The sequence below is a fragment of the Rhizobium cauense genome, from assembly GCF_019511525.1.
Lineage (GTDB): Bacteria > Pseudomonadota > Alphaproteobacteria > Rhizobiales > Rhizobiaceae > Rhizobium > Rhizobium cauense.
Genome location: NZ_JAEUAT010000013.1, coordinates 104,295 through 120,297 on the forward strand (window position 1 = coordinate 104,295; position 16,003 = coordinate 120,297).

13 protein-coding genes and 3 pseudogenes are annotated in these 16,003 nt (G+C 58.2%); 3 read left to right on the plus strand and 13 right to left on the minus strand.

From position 1 onward, the window contains the following. Window positions 1-466: 466 nt before the first annotated feature. The 4 genes and pseudogenes from JNB88_RS22500 to JNB88_RS22515 all read right to left on the minus strand — a co-directional run. Window positions 467-769, minus strand: a pseudogene (locus JNB88_RS22500) (zincin-like metallopeptidase domain-containing protein); the annotation flags it as partial. A gap of 110 nt (window positions 770-879) precedes the next feature. Continuing rightward, window positions 880-1,872, minus strand: a complete 993-nt coding sequence (locus JNB88_RS22505; protein ID WP_220357347.1) for a tyrosine-type recombinase/integrase — start codon at window positions 1,870-1,872, stop codon at window positions 880-882. Beyond that, window positions 1,869-2,807, minus strand: a complete 939-nt coding sequence (locus JNB88_RS22510) for a tyrosine-type recombinase/integrase (protein WP_220357348.1) — start codon at window positions 2,805-2,807, stop codon at window positions 1,869-1,871. Before JNB88_RS22510 ends, JNB88_RS22505 begins: the two co-directional genes overlap by 4 nt. Then, window positions 2,804-4,024 carry a tyrosine-type recombinase/integrase gene (locus tag JNB88_RS22515; protein ID WP_220357349.1) on the minus strand — a complete coding sequence of 407 codons (1,221 nt, stop codon included), beginning with the start codon at window positions 4,022-4,024 and terminating at the stop codon, window positions 2,804-2,806. The genes JNB88_RS22510 and JNB88_RS22515 overlap by 4 nt, the downstream gene beginning before the upstream one ends. Window positions 4,025-4,225: 201 nt before the next feature. Here JNB88_RS22515 and kdsA point away from each other — a divergent pair, with 201 nt between their 5' ends. Further along, entirely contained in the window at window positions 4,226-5,074 is an 849-nt protein-coding gene (gene kdsA, locus JNB88_RS22520) for a 3-deoxy-8-phosphooctulonate synthase (RefSeq protein ID WP_476705532.1), read from the plus strand. A 159-nt stretch (window positions 5,075-5,233) separates the two neighbouring features. Here the strand turns inward: kdsA and JNB88_RS22525 are convergent. From JNB88_RS22525 to JNB88_RS22555, 8 genes and pseudogenes are all read right to left on the minus strand, one after another. Next, window positions 5,234-5,866, minus strand: a pseudogene (locus JNB88_RS22525) (ArdC family protein); the annotation flags it as partial. Between the two features lie 283 nt (window positions 5,867-6,149). Further along, window positions 6,150-6,737, minus strand: coding sequence for a hypothetical protein (locus JNB88_RS22530; protein ID WP_220357351.1), 588 nt, complete (start codon window positions 6,735-6,737; stop codon window positions 6,150-6,152). Window positions 6,738-7,078: 341 nt separating this feature from the next. Then, a complete protein-coding gene (locus JNB88_RS22535; protein WP_223217282.1) occupies window positions 7,079-7,504 on the minus strand; it encodes a hypothetical protein in 426 nt (141 codons plus the stop codon). 4 nt (window positions 7,505-7,508) lie between these two features. Further along, window positions 7,509-7,952, minus strand: a complete 444-nt coding sequence (locus tag JNB88_RS22540; RefSeq protein ID WP_220357352.1) for a phosphoglycerate mutase family protein — start codon at window positions 7,950-7,952, stop codon at window positions 7,509-7,511. A gap of 107 nt (window positions 7,953-8,059) precedes the next feature. Next, window positions 8,060-8,854, minus strand: a complete 795-nt coding sequence (locus tag JNB88_RS22545) for a metallophosphoesterase (RefSeq protein WP_220357353.1) — start codon at window positions 8,852-8,854, stop codon at window positions 8,060-8,062. 150 nt (window positions 8,855-9,004) lie between these two features. Next, complete coding sequence (locus JNB88_RS33760; RefSeq protein ID WP_223217283.1) at window positions 9,005-9,670, minus strand: hypothetical protein; 666 nt, start codon at window positions 9,668-9,670, stop codon at window positions 9,005-9,007. A gap of 101 nt (window positions 9,671-9,771) precedes the next feature. Next, window positions 9,772-10,352: pseudogene (locus tag JNB88_RS33765) on the minus strand (P-loop NTPase family protein). 88 nt (window positions 10,353-10,440) lie between these two features. Then, window positions 10,441-10,794 carry a GNAT family N-acetyltransferase gene (locus JNB88_RS22555; protein ID WP_220357354.1) on the minus strand — a complete coding sequence of 118 codons (354 nt, stop codon included), beginning with the start codon at window positions 10,792-10,794 and terminating at the stop codon, window positions 10,441-10,443. A 522-nt stretch (window positions 10,795-11,316) separates the two neighbouring features. Here JNB88_RS22555 and JNB88_RS22560 point away from each other — a divergent pair. After that, on the plus strand, window positions 11,317-11,955 hold the full coding sequence (locus JNB88_RS22560; RefSeq protein WP_220357420.1) for a DUF1062 domain-containing protein: 639 nt from the start codon (window positions 11,317-11,319) through the stop codon (window positions 11,953-11,955). Between the two features lie 688 nt (window positions 11,956-12,643). Here the strand turns inward: JNB88_RS22560 and JNB88_RS22565 are convergent. Continuing rightward, window positions 12,644-13,570: a nuclear transport factor 2-like protein gene (locus JNB88_RS22565; RefSeq protein ID WP_220357355.1), complete on the minus strand. Its 927-nt coding sequence runs from the start codon at window positions 13,568-13,570 to the stop codon at window positions 12,644-12,646. A gap of 1,022 nt (window positions 13,571-14,592) precedes the next feature. Between JNB88_RS22565 and JNB88_RS22570 the strand changes: the two genes are divergently transcribed. Next, window positions 14,593-15,999, plus strand: coding sequence for a cytochrome ubiquinol oxidase subunit I (locus JNB88_RS22570; protein WP_220357356.1), 1,407 nt, complete (start codon window positions 14,593-14,595; stop codon window positions 15,997-15,999). Window positions 16,000-16,003: the final 4 nt, after the last annotated feature.

Here is a 16,003-nt window from a genome sequence, read left to right on the forward strand (position 1 = left end):
GAAAGTTTAGGAGCGCCGTTGCGGGAATACGAGCGAGGCGTAGCCGATCTCCGGCCAGACATGCCTCATCGAGCCCGCGAATGGAGCCCTGTCGGCAAGGGAAAGGGATATGGCGATGGCGGCCCGCACCAGGAACCCAGGCGAACGGCCGCAGCCATCAAGAAAGCCGTCTCAGCTACGACCAAGATATGCGCAGTCCTCGCATGACGCCCGACCAAGGTCCGCTTGCGAGACGAACTTGCCGCGACAGAGTTACCCCGCGAATCATCGCCTGGAGGATCTATGGCAAAGCAGACGAAACCGTTTAGCGTCGAAATCAAGCAGTCCCGGAAGCTGAAGCCTTCCGCTCCTAAGCCATCGATCTGGGAAAGGCTGGACTTGAGCAGCACGGAGGATCTGGCCCGCTGAGACGTTGACAGAGCCGGCCACCGCGGAGAGCAGCGACCGCCTGAGAACTCTCAAGCACTCATGCCGCGTCCCGAATGTTGGCGGCCTCCGGCTGTAGCCCGTGAAGGAATGCCGTCGCGCGTTCCGCGTGCGCAGCCGCTTGGAAGATTGCCCGCTTGTCACCGGCCAACACATTCAACCAGGACTGAGTGTACGACGCGTGATCCGGTCTCGGCTCGAGTTCGGGGACGATCCCGAGGTCAGCGCAAAGGAAACAACTTCCAAGCTCGGCGATCAGTTCTTCGCGGGCCCGCTCGCTTTTATCCTTGGCATAACGCGATAGGTCGCGGCCCACGCGGCTCTCAGGCGCTACCCAGTGGGTCTTATGCCGATATCGGCATAAGACCCATTATGCCGTAAGCCGGATTATGCCGCATAGCCGATCTTCTGCGTGGAAACTCCTCCATTCGGCCATGCGACGGTTCGGCATAATCAGAGCGACTCTAGGAACACGAGCAGTTCGTCGTTGGGTCGATACCGCCCGGGATTGGCTTCCGGTCTGACGATCTGAGACAGGGCCTTCTCCTTCAATCGCATGTCGGCGTGGATGTAGATCTGGGTCGTTTCCACGGACTCATGCCCAAGCCAGAGCGCGATCACGGATTGGTCGACCCCGTGATGAAGCAGTTCCATAGCCGTGCTATGTCGCAAGGTATGCGGCGTTACCCGCTTGCTCCTGAGGCTCGGACATCCTCGGGATGCCGTGAGGCAATGCTTGCGCACCAGATGTTCAAGTGCATCACGGCTGAGCCGCTCGCCCCGGATCGACGGGAACAGGGGACTGTCGCTATCACGACGCTCCCCAATCCAACCCTGGATCAGCTTTGCCGTATCGCGACGAAGAGGCGTACTGCGTTCCTTTCGCCCCTTGCCGACGCAACGGATGTGGGCGCCTGCTCCAAGGGCCACATCTTTGCAGCGCAGACTGATCAGCTCGGAGGCCCGCAATCCGGTCTGCAGCGCAAGCAACAACAGGGCGTGATCTCGCCGGCCAACCCACGTCGTTCGATCCGGCGCGGCCAACAGCGCCACTATTTCCTCTGCGTCCAGGAAAGTCACGCTTCCCTTCACATATCGCTTGCTTGGCATCGAGAGAATGCGCTGGTAGTGGAGAAGCCAGGTCGGATCGGTCATCGCGACGTATCGGAAGAATGAGCGAATAGCGGCAAGTCGCGTATTGCGGGTTCGTGCCGTGTTACCGCGCGCCGTCTCGACGTGGGATAGGAAGTCAGCGACAAGATCGGCGTCAAGATCTTCGATCGTCAGCTTTGTGGGCGGCTTTCCACGCCGTGAGCTAGCGTAGCGTATCAGCAGCCGGAACGTGTCCCGGTAGCCGGCGATGGTGTGGGGGCTTGCCTCCATCTGTGTGCAGAGACGGTCAGTGAAGAAGCGTTGGATGAGCGCAGGGAAGTTCGTCGCCTTCATTGCTCCCCCTCCGTTGCGGTTGCTATCCGGGCGGAAGCCAATTCCAGCAACTCCGGAACCGCCTCCAGATACCAATAGGTATTGGCCGGGCTTTCGTGGCCGAGCCAGGTCGTGAGTTTGATCATCTCGCGCCCGACATCCCGGCCGGAACGATACCAGTTCAGCATTGTCCGAACCGCGAAGGTGTGGCGAAGGTCGTGGATGCGTGGCCCACGCCCATGGCGCTTGTAATCCTGCCTCGGCCGTAGACCAATTTGCTGACAAACCAGCGCGAAGTTGTAGCGTGCGCCGCAATCGCCGAGACGATGGCCATCGCAGGTGACAAACATGGCCTCTGACCTGAGCCCCAGCAGCCGGTCTCGCTCACGCCCATAACGTTCGAGCTTCTGCACTACCGTTCGATCCAAGGGCAGTATTCGTTCCTTGCCGAGTTTTCCGAAGCGGACACGAAGAACGCCGGTCTCGATATCAAGGTCAGACTGGTCGAGACGCAGGGCTTCGTTGATGCGGAGGCCGGTCACCGCGATCAGGCCGAAGAGCGTCGAACTTGTGAGACCGCGCATGCCGTACACCGATGGCAACGTTCGGGCTTGCTCGACAATCGCAAGGATTTCGGCATCGCTGTAGATGTGTGGATGAACCCGTTGGACATGAGCGGGCACCAACCCTTGGGGCGGAACCTCGTGCCGTGGATCCATACCGTGGAGCCAGAGGGCAAATTGACGTGCCACCCGGAAGCGAGCGCCCCGGGTGCCGGCACTGGCAGCGGGGAGGCTCTCAAGCCAACGCATGATCAACCTAGTATCGACAAATTCCGCGCTACTCTTGTCGGCAAAGGCGGTGAAGCGACGCAATATGCGTTCTTCCGTACTCAGATCGGCGCCAAGCCGTCTTTTGATGCTGAGGTAGCGGTGCTGTTCGGCAAGGAAGCTCATTGGGCAGCCTCCGCGACTGGCCAAGGTTGGACGATGGAGCGCAATCCATCAGTGTCGAGCTTCGCATAGATCATCGTCGTAGCGCGCGATCGGTGTCGCAACAGATCGCCGATCTCCTCAAGCGAAGCACCGGACCGCACCAGGTTCGTCGCAAGGCTGTGGCGAAGCACATGCGATCGGACATAGGGCGTCGGCGGCTTCACCCCGGTTGCCGCGAACGCTTCCCGCAAGATCGAGTTGATGATCTGGCTATCCTTGAACGGACGGTTGGGCGCCCGATGGCTTACGAACAGCGTCCGGGTTGTCGTTGAAGTCCGCTCCTCGCGCAAATACCTGCTGATCGCCTCGCCCACGTCTGGCGGGATGGGCAGTCGGTCATGGCGTTGTCCTTTTCCGCGAACTAGAATCTCGCCGGCTCGCCAGTCGATGTCATCGAGCTGGACTGCCATAACCTCGGGGGCGCGCATGCCGAGCCTCGCCATCAAAAGCAACATAGCGTAGTCGCGGGCGCCTCGCCGTGGATTGGTCGCGACCGATGCCAGCACGGCCTCCACATCATCGGGCGACAGATATCGCGGAAGTCTCGCACCCCAGGGCTTACGTACGCTGGGCACGCACAGTGAGAGGTTGGCGGTAGTGAGGCCTCGGGCGAACAGATACTGGAAGAAGCCGCGCAAATGTGTGGACAACGTCTTGTCGCGGTAAGGTGTCTTACGCACAATGACATGCTCCATGAACGCAACGACATCGCGGGCGGTAAGCCCAGGAAGATCTAGTCTTTCTGTCCCAAAGCGATGAGCCAGAAAGCGAGCCCCGAACCCTAGCACGTGCTTGACGGACCGTGGACTGAGACCGCGTTGCCGCAGGAGGTAAAGCTCCAAGCTGCCGAGGAGTTCTTGGCGCTCGGCCTGAGCTGCAGTAACTGGCGGGCGTGTCGCCACGCCCATTTCGATCAGATGCTCGACGAACAGCTTTGCAAGATTGGGAACCCTGATCTGGGATTTGGGTGATGTTGGCAGTCGCCGTCCCAATTCGACGCAAATATCCGCCGTCAGTTCCGATGGCGCGATGCCTTCGGCCTCCAGAAGTCTGCCAAAGCGTCGGAGGTGGTGACGATAGTTTTCCAGGGTCGCAGGTTTGTAGTTCCTGGCAGCAAGACTCCGCTCGAATGACGCAAGGTAAGCGTCAAGGCAGGTGGCATGGTCGGATGTTGTCATTTCAGCGCTCCTTGTTGTTGGAGCCGTAATCTTCACGCCAAAGGATCCTTTAGGGCCAGTCGCTCGCGGCTTGACCTCTTGCCTGCCGTCGCGGCAACTGGCGACAGTGCTAAAAGCGGAACTTGCAAATGCCTGCTGTAATGGCCGATATCCGTAGCAGTAATCAGGTGCACAATGTCCGACGCAGGACAAGGAGTTGACGTGAAGACGGTAAAGCTTGGCTCAGATATTGAATTTTCAAACACCAAACCGATGGTGCTTATTGGCGGGGTCAACGTTTTGGAGAGCCGCGACCTCGCAATGAGAGTTGCTGAGACGATGAAAGCCGAGACAGCTCGCTATCGAATGCCATATGTCTTCAAGGCCTCTTTCGACAAAGCTAACCGCTCGTCAAATCAATCTTACCGCGGACCTGGGATCGAAGAAGGCATGCGAATACTGCAGGATGTGCGGGACGGCTTTAATATTCCGATTCTGACCGACGTTCATCTCCCAGAGCAGGCGGCTGTGGTCGCTGAGGTTTGTGACATCCTGCAACTTCCAGCGTTTCTCGCGCGTCAGACGGACCTAATCGAAGCCCTTGCCAAGACGGGAAAGGTCGTGAATGTCAAAAAACCTCAGTTCATGAGTCCGCGTCAAATCGGAAACGTCATCGACAAGCTCACTGATTTTGGAAACGACCAAGCGATTATCTGTGAGCGAGGAAGTTGCTTCGGTTACGATAATCTCGTCGTGGATATGCTTGGATTCAGCGTCATGAAGGAAGTCACCGAAGGCGCGCCGATCATCTTTGACGTCACACATTCATTGCAGATGCGCGATCCAAGCGCAAAGAGTTCTGGCGGCAGACGGAAGCAAGTCTTTGAACTTGCCCGCTCCGGGCTAGCTTTGGGATTGGCGGGCGTATTTCTTGAGGCCCATCCCGATCCAGACCGCGCGTTGTGTGACGGACCCAGCGCCTTACCATTGGACAAGCTCCCGGCGTTTTTAGGTCAAATGAAAGCGCTTGATGACTTGGTCAAGTCCTTCCCAGCCGTTGAGCTATCCTAGCTTACGTCCTTCATCGACTCTCCCGGAGTAGCGCTCTCTGTCCTTGTTCTGCTAGGCCTCGTTGCACGTCAGCACCTCGATTATGCCGAACCGTCGCATGGCCGAATGGAGGAGTTTCCACGCAGAAGATCGGCTATGCGGCATAATCCGGCTTACGGCATAATGCGTCATTTCATGGCTCAGTGTGGCATAGTAGCTTGCGGCGTCCTTGAAGGTCTCGAAGGGTGGCATCTGGATGATGTCAGGACCGGGCGCATAAAAAGCCTGATTTCCGCCGTGGCGGATGACCGCGCCGGTATTGCGGAAAAAACGATCCGCCTGCTCGATCCGTTCAACGGGATCGAGTACGGTCTCCGGCCGGCTGTAGAAATGCTCGGGCAAACCGTCGATCTGTTCGACGTTGAACACCGCGTAGGCTTTCAGGAACGGGATTTCGCGATCGACTTCACCACCCTTTCCGTCCGCTTCGGATTTGGTGAACCGGCTCGCGAACACGACCGTCGATCCGGTCTCGCCCTTTCGAACGGCGGCCCCGAGCTCCAAGGCCTGCTTGAACGTCATCCACATCGGCGACGCAAAGCCACGCGACATCTGCTCAGACCATAGCAAGAGCACGTTCATTCCCGAATAGGGCTGGCCATTGTGTCGGAGCGGGCGGGTGATCCGGCCATCCGTGTTTGCGGAATTCCAGGGCTTCATCCAGGGTCGGACCCCGTTGGCGAGGTCCTCGATGATTCGATCGGTGATCCGGGAATAGATGTCGGTGCGCTGGCTTGCGATCTTCTTGCTCATTTCTCATCTCCACTATCTGGAGCCGCGCCACGCGGCCCCGTCGCGGAGGCCAAGGGCAGGAGCCAGGAGCCGACGGCTGCACCGGAACGGCCGAAACGGAGTGGAGGACGGCGAAGCCGTTGCCTGACGTGGGCGGCTCCTGCAGGTCCGACGCCCGAGACGGGCCGCAACGGCCGATCAAATTCCTTTCTCCTTCCCTCTATCGAGAGTCGGCATGAAAAAAGGCCGCACCCAAGGGGCGGCCTTTATCGATGAGGGGCGGGGCGCACCCCGCCGCAAGGTGTCAGTCGAAAGCGGACATTTGGGCTGCGACCGCCTTGCGATCCACGGAATGTCCGGGATTTTCGACTGGTCGATCGAACGGCTTCCAGCTCTCGCCGACGATGTGCTTGTAGGCGGCGACGGCACCTTCGGCTGCCATCCGCAATGCGTGGGCCTGGATACCCATATCGGCGGCGAATTCCCGCTTGCGGTGGGCTGCACTATCGTATCCGGCGGGACCGTCGAGGTCTTCATCGCGGGCGTCGTTTGCCGCCTTGGCGGTGGCAGCGCGTGCCTGCGTGACGGCGTTGCTGTAAAACTGGCCAGCGCCGTGGGCCGAGCCGACATAAGCGCCGACGATCCGCTGCAGATGGATCTGCATGGCCCGTTCACCGAGGCCCTCGCTAAGAGCATCCGCAGTTTCGATGATGAGCCGTTCGTGGAGGTCTCGGATGCCGTCGCTGTCGATGACGGCAGTGCCGAAGCTTTCGGCGATCTTGATCGCCTGGGCGCTGTCTGGGCAGGTGAGGCGGACCATTTCGACGGTGGCGCCCTTGCGGAGCTGAACGACCCGTGCGGTCTGGCGACGATTGGTTGCGGGCTTGGCCATGTCTCTTCCTTTCGAGCCGAAGCGGTTCCGGCCCCGTGCCGGCTTGCCCTTCGGTGCGGTCGACCCGAACCGGCGGAAGACGGGCGCTTCAAGGTCCGGACCTGACCAGGCCAAGCGGAGCCGATCTGCGAGCAAGCAGGGCAACTGCCCTGCGAGGTCGAGCTAAGCTGCTCCGTGAAGGACGGCGGGTTCCGGCCGCCCCGCGGCGCGATAGCGGCCTTGAAGCGGACGGCAGCTGGTTCAGGCCGCAGCAAAACCGAAGGACAAACCGTCACGGAGCCACCCCCGGACACGATAGGGATATGGCTCCAGCCCGGTCTACTCGTCGCTTTTGCCGATGCTCAGGTTCGAGGACGCTGCATTCCCGGTGGACTGGCTGCGCAATTCTGCCTTGGGCAACCGGTAGGATTGAAGCGATGTGGGACCATGGGTGTTACGAAGACCGCGCAATATCCCGCCATCGTCATAAGGAGGCCCACCCATCCAGACATTGTTGAGGATGCTTTTCCAGCGACGGCCATGCCTGGCGGCATAAGCTCGTAGTGCAGCTCCTGATCGTCGCTCAGGACTGGCCATCGCTGGCGCTTGGATTTGGCGGCACGTAGTAAAGTCAGGTTGCGCTCTGCGATCATCAGCTTGAGCTCGGCCACGCCCGCATCGAGGCATGCTTTCCCTTCGAGATGATGAAACTGGAACCAGAATGCAGTTCGCCCAACATCGGAAGATCCGATCCCGGCTTTCCGCTCGAGGTCGCCTATTGTTGCCATGTCGTCAGTCCTCAGGACCCGGGTTCCGGTGTGGGGCGGCCGAGGACATACGCTCGCGTAGCGCTGCGATCGCAGCATCCTGCCGAGCCAGCTTTCCCGATAGAGCATCGACCTCTGGCTGACGCTCGGCGGTCAGGCCGGTAAGATTGGCACGATAACGCTCGAGCAACGTGCGGCCATCGGGCGCCTTGCCTCGCCTATAGCCGCATTGGCGCCTGGCGATCTGTGGCAGGATCGCTGTCATCCGGCGGGTGATTTGCCGGTCGATGATTTGCAGCTGCTTCAAAATCTCGACCTCGTCGTGGTTGACAATGCCTGCCAATCTCTCAGCGGCCGCCCGGGCGTCCTCGTGACCTTGTTCCGTAAGGCCGGTGTCGTACCACCCTCCCACCTTCTTCTCGATGTGGTGGATCGATTGTGCATGCGTCACCACGAACAGGTCCTTCATTGACTCTTCCGATCACCCACTGAAACGCCCAATGGCAACGGAGACAGGCCGCCATGGTGGATGACATGATATCCGCAATAGTCGGCAATCGGGCCCGAAGCGGACATTCAGACGGCTACGTGACTGCTGACAAGTCCATCGGCGGTGAGCCGATGGACCATAATCATGGGCGGATCATTCACGGCAGGAATGTTAGGGCCTCCAAACCAAAGCGGGTTTGCGCCGCAGATCGAGCCGCAAATGTGGGCGGGTATTGCCGCCAGCGTAGCGCTCATAGGTCGATGCACGTGACCGGACGAAATCGCCAGTGGCTTAAGGGAGCGCCGGGTCAAAAGTGCTGCTAGCTCCTCTCTTCCCTGCGCGATCACGGCGTCCATCGGTGGAATCCCGCATGGCACGACGTGGTGGTGCGTGAAGAGGAGCGTTGACTGGGCTCCTGGCAAATCCAGCGCTTGTTTCAGCCAGCCCAGATGTTGAGCGACGTCGCCAGCCGCCGTTCCAGACAGGGAAGTGTCTAGTCCCACCAGTCGAATTGCACCGAACTGGGCGCTGAAATGAATAGCGTCGCCATTATCGACCGCACCGTATCGGTTCGGGAACGCCGATTTAAGTGCACAACAATTGTCTGAATTCCCTGGCACCATTAAAACAGGACAATTCAACACGCTAAGACGAACCCCGATCTCAGCGTATCCCTCTGTCCATCCCTCCTCGATAAGGTCCCCAGACACCACAACCGCATCAGGCTTGACCTCGGCAAGCCATGACACTGCGCGGACGAGCCTCGACATGTTTCCGTTGCCTGGCGCAGCGTGAACATCGGAAACCTGCGCGACGATCATGTTGCTGCTCCTATACTCGATGTTCCAGCATAGAGGCGAATACCGCTCTTCGGAAGACAAAGCAGAGCCTCCACTACCTTTGATGGGAGCGAAACGACCGTTTGCGACAATTGGGTCTATGACCGCTTATGGCGCTTATGTTCCATGGCGGCCTTCGGGCCCGAAGCGGACGTTGGAGCGGAGCCCTGATCGCAAGGTAAATTGTACCCTTCAATAGAAATGAACCCTCGACAGATCAATCTCATAGGGATCGATGAGAATGGGCTTTCCATTCTCTTTGTATATTTCAAGTTCTGATAGCTCTCCACCAGTCACATGCAATGCGAGCCTCACGAGGGCCGCGATACCCAACATTCCCTTAGTTTCATCAATGACGTCGTCATAAAATCCTTCAACGGGAATACGGTCGTTCGGCCGCGAGGACGGAGCGTCACTGTCTTTAACCTCGGCGTACGGCCCTTGACTGCGAAGCTTTAGGCTGCTGCTAAAACCAATCCGCATAGCTTCCAGAGAATTGAGTTGTTCCAGGATTTCGGCTCTTCCCGGAAACTCTTGCCTGACCAAGTGCATAATAAGGGCACGCTCGGCAACACCGATTGGCCGCCACCTCCGAAGTGGTACGTCAACGTCCGTGGGTCGACTATTTGTCGCCGATGGAAGCCGCATCCATTCTATCACCTGTCTTGCTTCTGCCATGGCATCCTTGGCGCTCGCGAGGATGCCTGACGTACGTTCTCCGACCCAAGAGGGCGGGCTGTCATCCCATTCAGAGAGCACCTCTTCGACATATTCGTATTTCCCGTCAGAACGAGAATACACGCTGACACGCCGGGCGGAATCTTCTCGCACAACCCTCATAGTTAGTTCGCCGGGCATGGGTCCTCCCCCTTTGGCTTCACCTGAATTGAAATTGGGAGGAGTGTCAACGTCCGCTTGTGGCGGCGCGAGGCGGAAGTCGGCCACTGGCCCCGAAGAAGTCATGGCACATCGTGGATAGGCCGACTGGCAAGTTGAAGAAGCGTATCCATTTCGCGATGGGAGCGCAGCACCGCTACAGGGACATTGGGGCCATACCGATCAATTTGCTTGATGAATTGTGGCGCGTATCTCTTCTCGAAATTCCAAATGTACGACAGGAACTCTCGATCAGGCAGGGGCTCAGGGCAGCCGTCCGCCATCGCTGGGCGGACTGACCCATAATAGCGAGAGACACGCTTCAGCAGACCGATCAGTGCGGTACGTCTGGGCACCCGGACCCAGAGGACCAGCTCAGCGCACGGCAACCTGATGTCGAAAGAAGACGCGCCGCTGCCGTCCATGACCCATTTTTGCCCTGCACCAGATGCCTAATGATGTCTCTCTGTTCAGCTCGATCTCGTTCAACCCACCCCGGAAGCCATCGCACGTCCCGGTCGAGCGATAGAAATTGCAGGTGACGCAGCTCGGCGACCTTTACAGAGAACGTCGTCTTTCCTCCGCCCGAACATCCAATGACCAGGACGCGCTCGGCGGTCGCTAGGTGGCGTGCCGCTTCAGACAGAGAAACATATCGAGGCATCCAATTGTCACTCGCTAATCGTTTTGCTGAACGGGGGTACCGATTACTTGTGTTGGCCCAGTGCCCGGTGAACCGTAACCTCCGCTTCCTACATGGCTTTGACGAATAGAAGACGCTCAACTGTTTCGGACTCTAGGGCAAAACCTTCGCGCCGATAAAACCGATCCGCAGGGTTTGTTCGTAGGACGCTCAGCTTCGTCGACATCCCCCGTCGAGCCGCCTGAGCGACTTTCGTCTTCAAGACGCGTGCTCCAATGCCTTTGCCTTGGAAAGCTGGAGCGATGTAGAGCTTCTCGATGAACAAGTGATCATCATTCCATGTCGTTGCGACACAACCGATTTGAAGTTCATCCTGCTCGATGACCTCGTGACCAAAAACGTCGAAATTTTCCTCGCTTGACGGCTGCCAGGCACCCCACAACGCTTCCGCGTACTGACGCATGCAGACCTCCTCTAGTTCGAGCAAGTATGGTGCGTCGGCTATAGAAGCAGGTCGAAGTACAATCTGCATGGCCGCTTTCTTTCCCTTGCGGTATCAAACACCTTGTCACGAGGTGGCGCTTCTGGAGGAGGTGCGTTGGAACCGCCAAAAGATAGCGCCTTCAAACTGCTCTTATAAGTTGCAGAATTGCATCACGCCGCGTTTTTGTGCTCGCGTAGATTTCATCGCGTTCCTAATTTTGCTACCGCTGTGGTTGAAGAGCATTGGCATCCAGAGGTTCGCTTTGCCTAAGTAAGTCCCGGTCTCAATCCAGTTTCACCCACACACGCGGCAACGCAGGTTTGCCGTTGTGTAGTTGTGTTCACGGGGTGGCGGCATGAGACCGGTTTGGCATCGTTTCATGTGCCATCTGCGGCCTTCGCCGCAAAAAGCTCTTCAGCCACCCCAGAAACGCCATACCGCGCCCGAACGGGCTCTCACGCATCCATCTTGGTGAACTTCCGAACGGAAGACCAAGACAATATGTGCAATATACTTCAGGTCCGCTGGACCATAATCCCTACAACAGCCCCGCAGCCTTGGCTCGTTTGCAGCGGTTGTGGAGGTCTCAACGCCTTTCAATGCAGCAACAAGATCAGGCTCAATGCGAACGGTCGGAAGCTCGACGCGTGGCTCATTTATGAGTGCACGACGTGCGACAAGACGTGGAACCGTTCCATCTTCGAAAGGCGAAGTGTACGGGACATCGATCCCGCCACGCTCGAAGCGCTGCAATCAAACGATCCGAATTGGATTCAGGCGGCAGCCTTCAACCTTGAAGCTCTGAAAAGAAAGTCTCAACGGATTGACGAGTTCGCGGACGTGGAGGTCACGAAGGAGGTGGTAGGGGACGCTCTCGGTTGGACAGATTTGGGGATAGAATTCTCGGTCCCGTTCCCGGTCAGTACACGCTTGGATCGCTTGCTCGCCTCCGAGCTTGCGTTTTCGCGTTCCCAGTTGTTAAACCGCCTCAAAAACGGATTGATCCACACGAACTCTGATAGCTCAGCCTTACTACGGCGGCGCGTGAGGGATGGTTGTCGTGTAATTCTAGATTTGTCTGATCTCGAAAACAGGGGCATGGTCGGACACTGGGCGGCCGTTGCCAAGATTTCTGCCTGATGAGACTGCGACGGAGGCCCGAGGCGGGCCTTCGTTTGCGCTTCACGCCCACGCGACATTAGCGTCCGCTAGTTGGGCGGCCACTCGCTCAGCCAGTATTCCCCGTAGATTGCTATCTTGATAGCTCGACTGATTGCAGGCTTGATAGCTCGATGGATTGCAAACTGGATTTCAGTCGAAAAAGGATGGCGTGCGTTGACGTTGGTGGGAACCACCACCAAGATACCCAGACTGTACAGCTCTAGAGGCGACCAAGCGCCTGCCTCAGAGACGCTGCTATGCAAGGCGAATCTCCTCTGGCGGTTCCAACATCATAGATCAACGACGAAGCCGGGACGAAAGCCACCGAAGAAGCGTTCGCCGCCATATCCCCGAGGGTTACAAACCCGCCGCGCTCATCGAGATGCGTCAGCAGGGCGCGTTCCACGAGATCCGAGACGTCTTGTCGGCCGGTGTCAGCGAGATCGCCGAGGCGAAGCCGGACGCTTTCCAAACTTCGTGGAGCAGTAGACCCCGAATCCGGCACCCGCACGGTAGCCGCCGATCTAGGATTCGCCCGATAGAGCCGCGCAACCTCCTCGAAGCTTCCTCCCCGATCAGGCCGCACCACTGATCCGATCACAGATGGCGGTCGGCCTGACCGACGGGACAAACGCCATCGCGGCTTTTGGCTCTGTTGCTGTGTCGACTATTCTTCTGCAGAGAGACTAACTAGCCTCTTGCGGAGGTCGGCCGAGAGGAGCCGTCCATCGTACGTCGTGGTAATCCGTGTCGCCTTGGCATCCGAATTCAATTCAATCGCAGTGATCCCACGCATTTCCTTCCCACGCCATTCGAAGCCGCCTCCGGCCTTGCCGCCAACCACATGTAAAAGCGTCGAGCCCGCTCCAAAGGGAGCCGACTTAACGATGCGACCAAGATATCGGGTCACGGCATCGCGGCCGACGACGCGGGTCCGGAGTGCCTCATCCTCGTACACCACGTCATATGAAAGCAAGTCCGCAAGATGTCCGAAATCGCCGCTTGAGACGGCCGCGTGGTAGCCCGCTGCGGCCTTACCGATTTCAGGTGACGCGTTATTTCTGATGCCGCTCTCCTTGAAGTCCGTAGGAAATTTGGCCTCCGGCGTGCGGACTGCCCGATAGATGTCAGTGGGAAAGCCAGTGCTATCCCAGTAGTCCACCCATCGGATGATCTTGCCATCCTTGAAATCAACTGCACCAATCAGGCGGATTTCGCCGCCGAACAACTCTGGTGTGTCAACGAAGGCGACGATCGCACTGTTAGGACCTCCAATCACCCTGACGGGATAAGACTTCCCGGAACCCCACTTTGGCATCGCCTCGGCAAAAACTGACTTCAGGCTATCGTAGCTGTCCAGCGGCCACCCGAGAACCGCGTCGGTGTAGGTTAACAGTTGCGGGGAGAAGAACCCCATGGTCGCCTCAACGTCATGCCGGCTCTTTGCATCAAAATAGGCATTGAAGAGCCTTGCTGTTTCCGGCGCGGCGGCGACCGTGTCAGCTTTCGTCGGAAAGGCGGCCGAACCAGCGAATGTCGGCACTAGGAGAAACGACAATGCCGCGATTGTCGAAAAGGGAGATGACTTAATCATACGATTTTCCTTAGGGCGTGGTCCGCACCTTGGATTGGAGAAACGGCTCTTTGCCCGCCAGGCCGACCATCAGAGGTCGTCCGGCGATTCCACCCAAGTCTCTTCGCTATAATCGTCGTTGGAGCGTTTCCTCAGGTCGCATCGTCCTAGTCTCTGGCGCGGTCGTCCAAAACCAGAGTTGTGGCGGTTTCAACACTCTGGTCGTACCTTGTGCGCACTCGCAGAGTGCCGATCAGTAGACGCCCAGATGCTTTTCAGGTCGCCTCGGGACCGTCTTGGAACAAGCGTTCAGAGGCGCGTACCTATCAGGCACATCCTATCCGATACGCCGCCATTGAACTTCGTCATCGCATCAACGAAGACGGGTTCCGGATTGTTGACATACGGCATCGCAGGTAGCTCCGCCCGGAACGGCAGAGACGGTCGATGACTATATGGGATCTGCGGTTTGTCCGTCTGAATCCTGATCCAAGAGAGTCGACATATACAAGGGCGACAGGAGCGCGGTTGCCCCTCTCCTATCGACGGAGTTTTCATCGGTAGATCGTGTTACGTGTCGACACCCATCATCCTGCTCCCTGTTCGTCCTCAGCTAGAGCCAGTTTGCACTGTTGGGATCAACGTGGTGTCCCTCGAACGAAAGCCTGCTCGGACTTAATTCTTGCGCGCGACCATGCGCGAAGCAAGTGTCCCGTCCGTACTGGTGGGTTCAAGGCGAGGCCGCGTGCCGCCGGGCTACTATTCAAGTCCTTTGAAGACGTACGCGCGCTTGTAGGTCGCAGCCCCGTTCCCGATGACTTTCCGCGCCGGGCATCAATGTTGTCCTCTGGGATAATCGTTCCGACCTGAAAGTTCAGGCTCGCTGTCCTATGGTCTGGTATCAAGGGGCCGCACTCCAGCGATATCGTGAGCTTACCTTGCAGGTTTCCGGTTTGGCCCCCTATCGAAGCGTAACCGGCTGCCGCCCCGTACCGCTCTACAAGGCAACCTCGCAACCAGTTCACTCGTGACGGGAGGAAAGCATGGAAATGACAGCGCTTTTTCTCTCGCGTCTGCAATTCGCCTTTACCATCTCCTTCCACATCATCTTCCCCGCGTTCACGGTGGGTCTTGCGGCTTGGCTTACCTTCCTGGAGGCGCTCAGCCTTTGGACCGGGCGACCGCTGTATCGGCGTCTCTTCGATTTCTGGCTGAAGATTTTCGCGGTAGCCTTCGGTCTGGGTGTCGTAACCGGCATCGTAATGGCCTTTCAGTTCGGTACAAACTGGAGCGAACTCTCGTTGCGCACGGGCCCGATACAAGGTCCACTCCTAGGCTACGAAAGCTTCACCGCATTCGCCCTCGAGGCCAGCTTCTTCGGCGTGATGATGTTCGGACGCTCCCGAGTTCCGCGGTGGCTGTATTTGTTTGCCTGTGCAATGGTGACGCTGGGCACCAGCCTGTCTTCGTTCTGGATCATGGTCAATAACTCATGGATGCAATGGCCCGTCGGGTACGAGATCGACGCCAGCGGGACTTTTGTGCCCACGGACTGGTGGGCAATAGTGTTCAGCCCCGTAGCGTGGGTCCGGTTCCCGCATATGATCCTCGCAGCGTACCTAACCACGTCATTTTGTGTCGCTGCGACAGGTGCGTGGTATCTGATCGACCGAAGACTCCGGGTCGAGGGCGTGGCAATGGTCAGGCTGGGCTTGGGCATGGCCGCGATATTGGTCCCGGTCCAGCTCTTCTTCGGTCATCTCACTGGCGATTATGTTCATGACAAGCAGCCTGCGAAGTTCGCGGCAATTGAAGGGCGTTGGAACAATGAGAAGCCTGCGTCCGAGATCTTGATAGCGCTTCCGGACGAAGCCGCCGAGAAGAACAGGTATGAGATTTCGATCCCCTACCTCGGCAGTATTATTGGTTCGATGAGCCTCACTGCGGAAGAAGTTGGGCTGAAGTCCTTCCCGGTGGACGAACGCCCTCCAGTTTTGATCCCCTTCTTTGCCTTCCGCATCATGGTTGGTTGCGGCCTCCTGATGCTCGCACTCGCTTGGTATGGGACCTGGCTTGGCTTCGAGGGGAAGCTGCCTGACCGCCGATGGTTGAACTGGTGCGTATTTCTGAGTTTTCCGCTTGGATTCATCGCAACGTTGACCGGGTGGTTCACAGCGGAAGTTGGTAGGCAGCCGTGGGCCGTATACGGAGTGCTGCGTACTGCCGATGCCGTCACGCCGTCACTCACGGTGGAGCAGGTCGCAATCAGTTTCATCGCGTTCGGTGTCATCTACACTTCGATAGCCGTCGCGGGAATCGTCTACCTATATCGCATGCTTCGAGCGGGCCCCGAGGAAACAGTCCACGAGATCGGTGAAGGGGCAAATCCCAAGCGTCCCCTGGCTGTACCTGGTGGAAGTCCTGGCACACCACGCGATTTCACGGAGTAGTGGA

What these genes read in the sequence shown, in the direction of transcription:
- JNB88_RS22505 (WP_220357347.1), bottom strand. Translation starts at nt 1,872, where the DNA reads ATGAAGGCGACGAACTTCCCTGCGCTCATCCAACGCTTCTTCACTGAC.
- JNB88_RS22510 (WP_220357348.1), bottom strand. Translation starts at nt 2,807, where the DNA reads ATGAGCTTCCTTGCCGAACAGCACCGCTACCTCAGCATCAAAAGACGG.
- JNB88_RS22515 (WP_220357349.1), bottom strand. Translation starts at nt 4,024, where the DNA reads ATGACAACATCCGACCATGCCACCTGCCTTGACGCTTACCTTGCGTCA.
- JNB88_RS22530 (WP_220357351.1), bottom strand. Translation starts at nt 6,737, where the DNA reads ATGGCCAAGCCCGCAACCAATCGTCGCCAGACCGCACGGGTCGTTCAG.
- JNB88_RS22535 (WP_223217282.1), bottom strand. Translation starts at nt 7,504, where the DNA reads ATGGCAACAATAGGCGACCTCGAGCGGAAAGCCGGGATCGGATCTTCC.
- JNB88_RS22540 (WP_220357352.1), bottom strand. Translation starts at nt 7,952, where the DNA reads ATGAAGGACCTGTTCGTGGTGACGCATGCACAATCGATCCACCACATC.
- JNB88_RS33760 (WP_223217283.1), bottom strand. Translation starts at nt 9,670, where the DNA reads ATGCCCGGCGAACTAACTATGAGGGTTGTGCGAGAAGATTCCGCCCGG.
- JNB88_RS22555 (WP_220357354.1), bottom strand. Translation starts at nt 10,794, where the DNA reads ATGCGTCAGTACGCGGAAGCGTTGTGGGGTGCCTGGCAGCCGTCAAGC.
- JNB88_RS22560 (WP_220357420.1), top strand. Translation starts at nt 11,317, where the DNA reads ATGTGCAATATACTTCAGGTCCGCTGGACCATAATCCCTACAACAGCC.
- JNB88_RS22565 (WP_220357355.1), bottom strand. Translation starts at nt 13,570, where the DNA reads ATGATTAAGTCATCTCCCTTTTCGACAATCGCGGCATTGTCGTTTCTC.
- JNB88_RS22570 (WP_220357356.1), top strand. Translation starts at nt 14,593, where the DNA reads ATGGAAATGACAGCGCTTTTTCTCTCGCGTCTGCAATTCGCCTTTACC.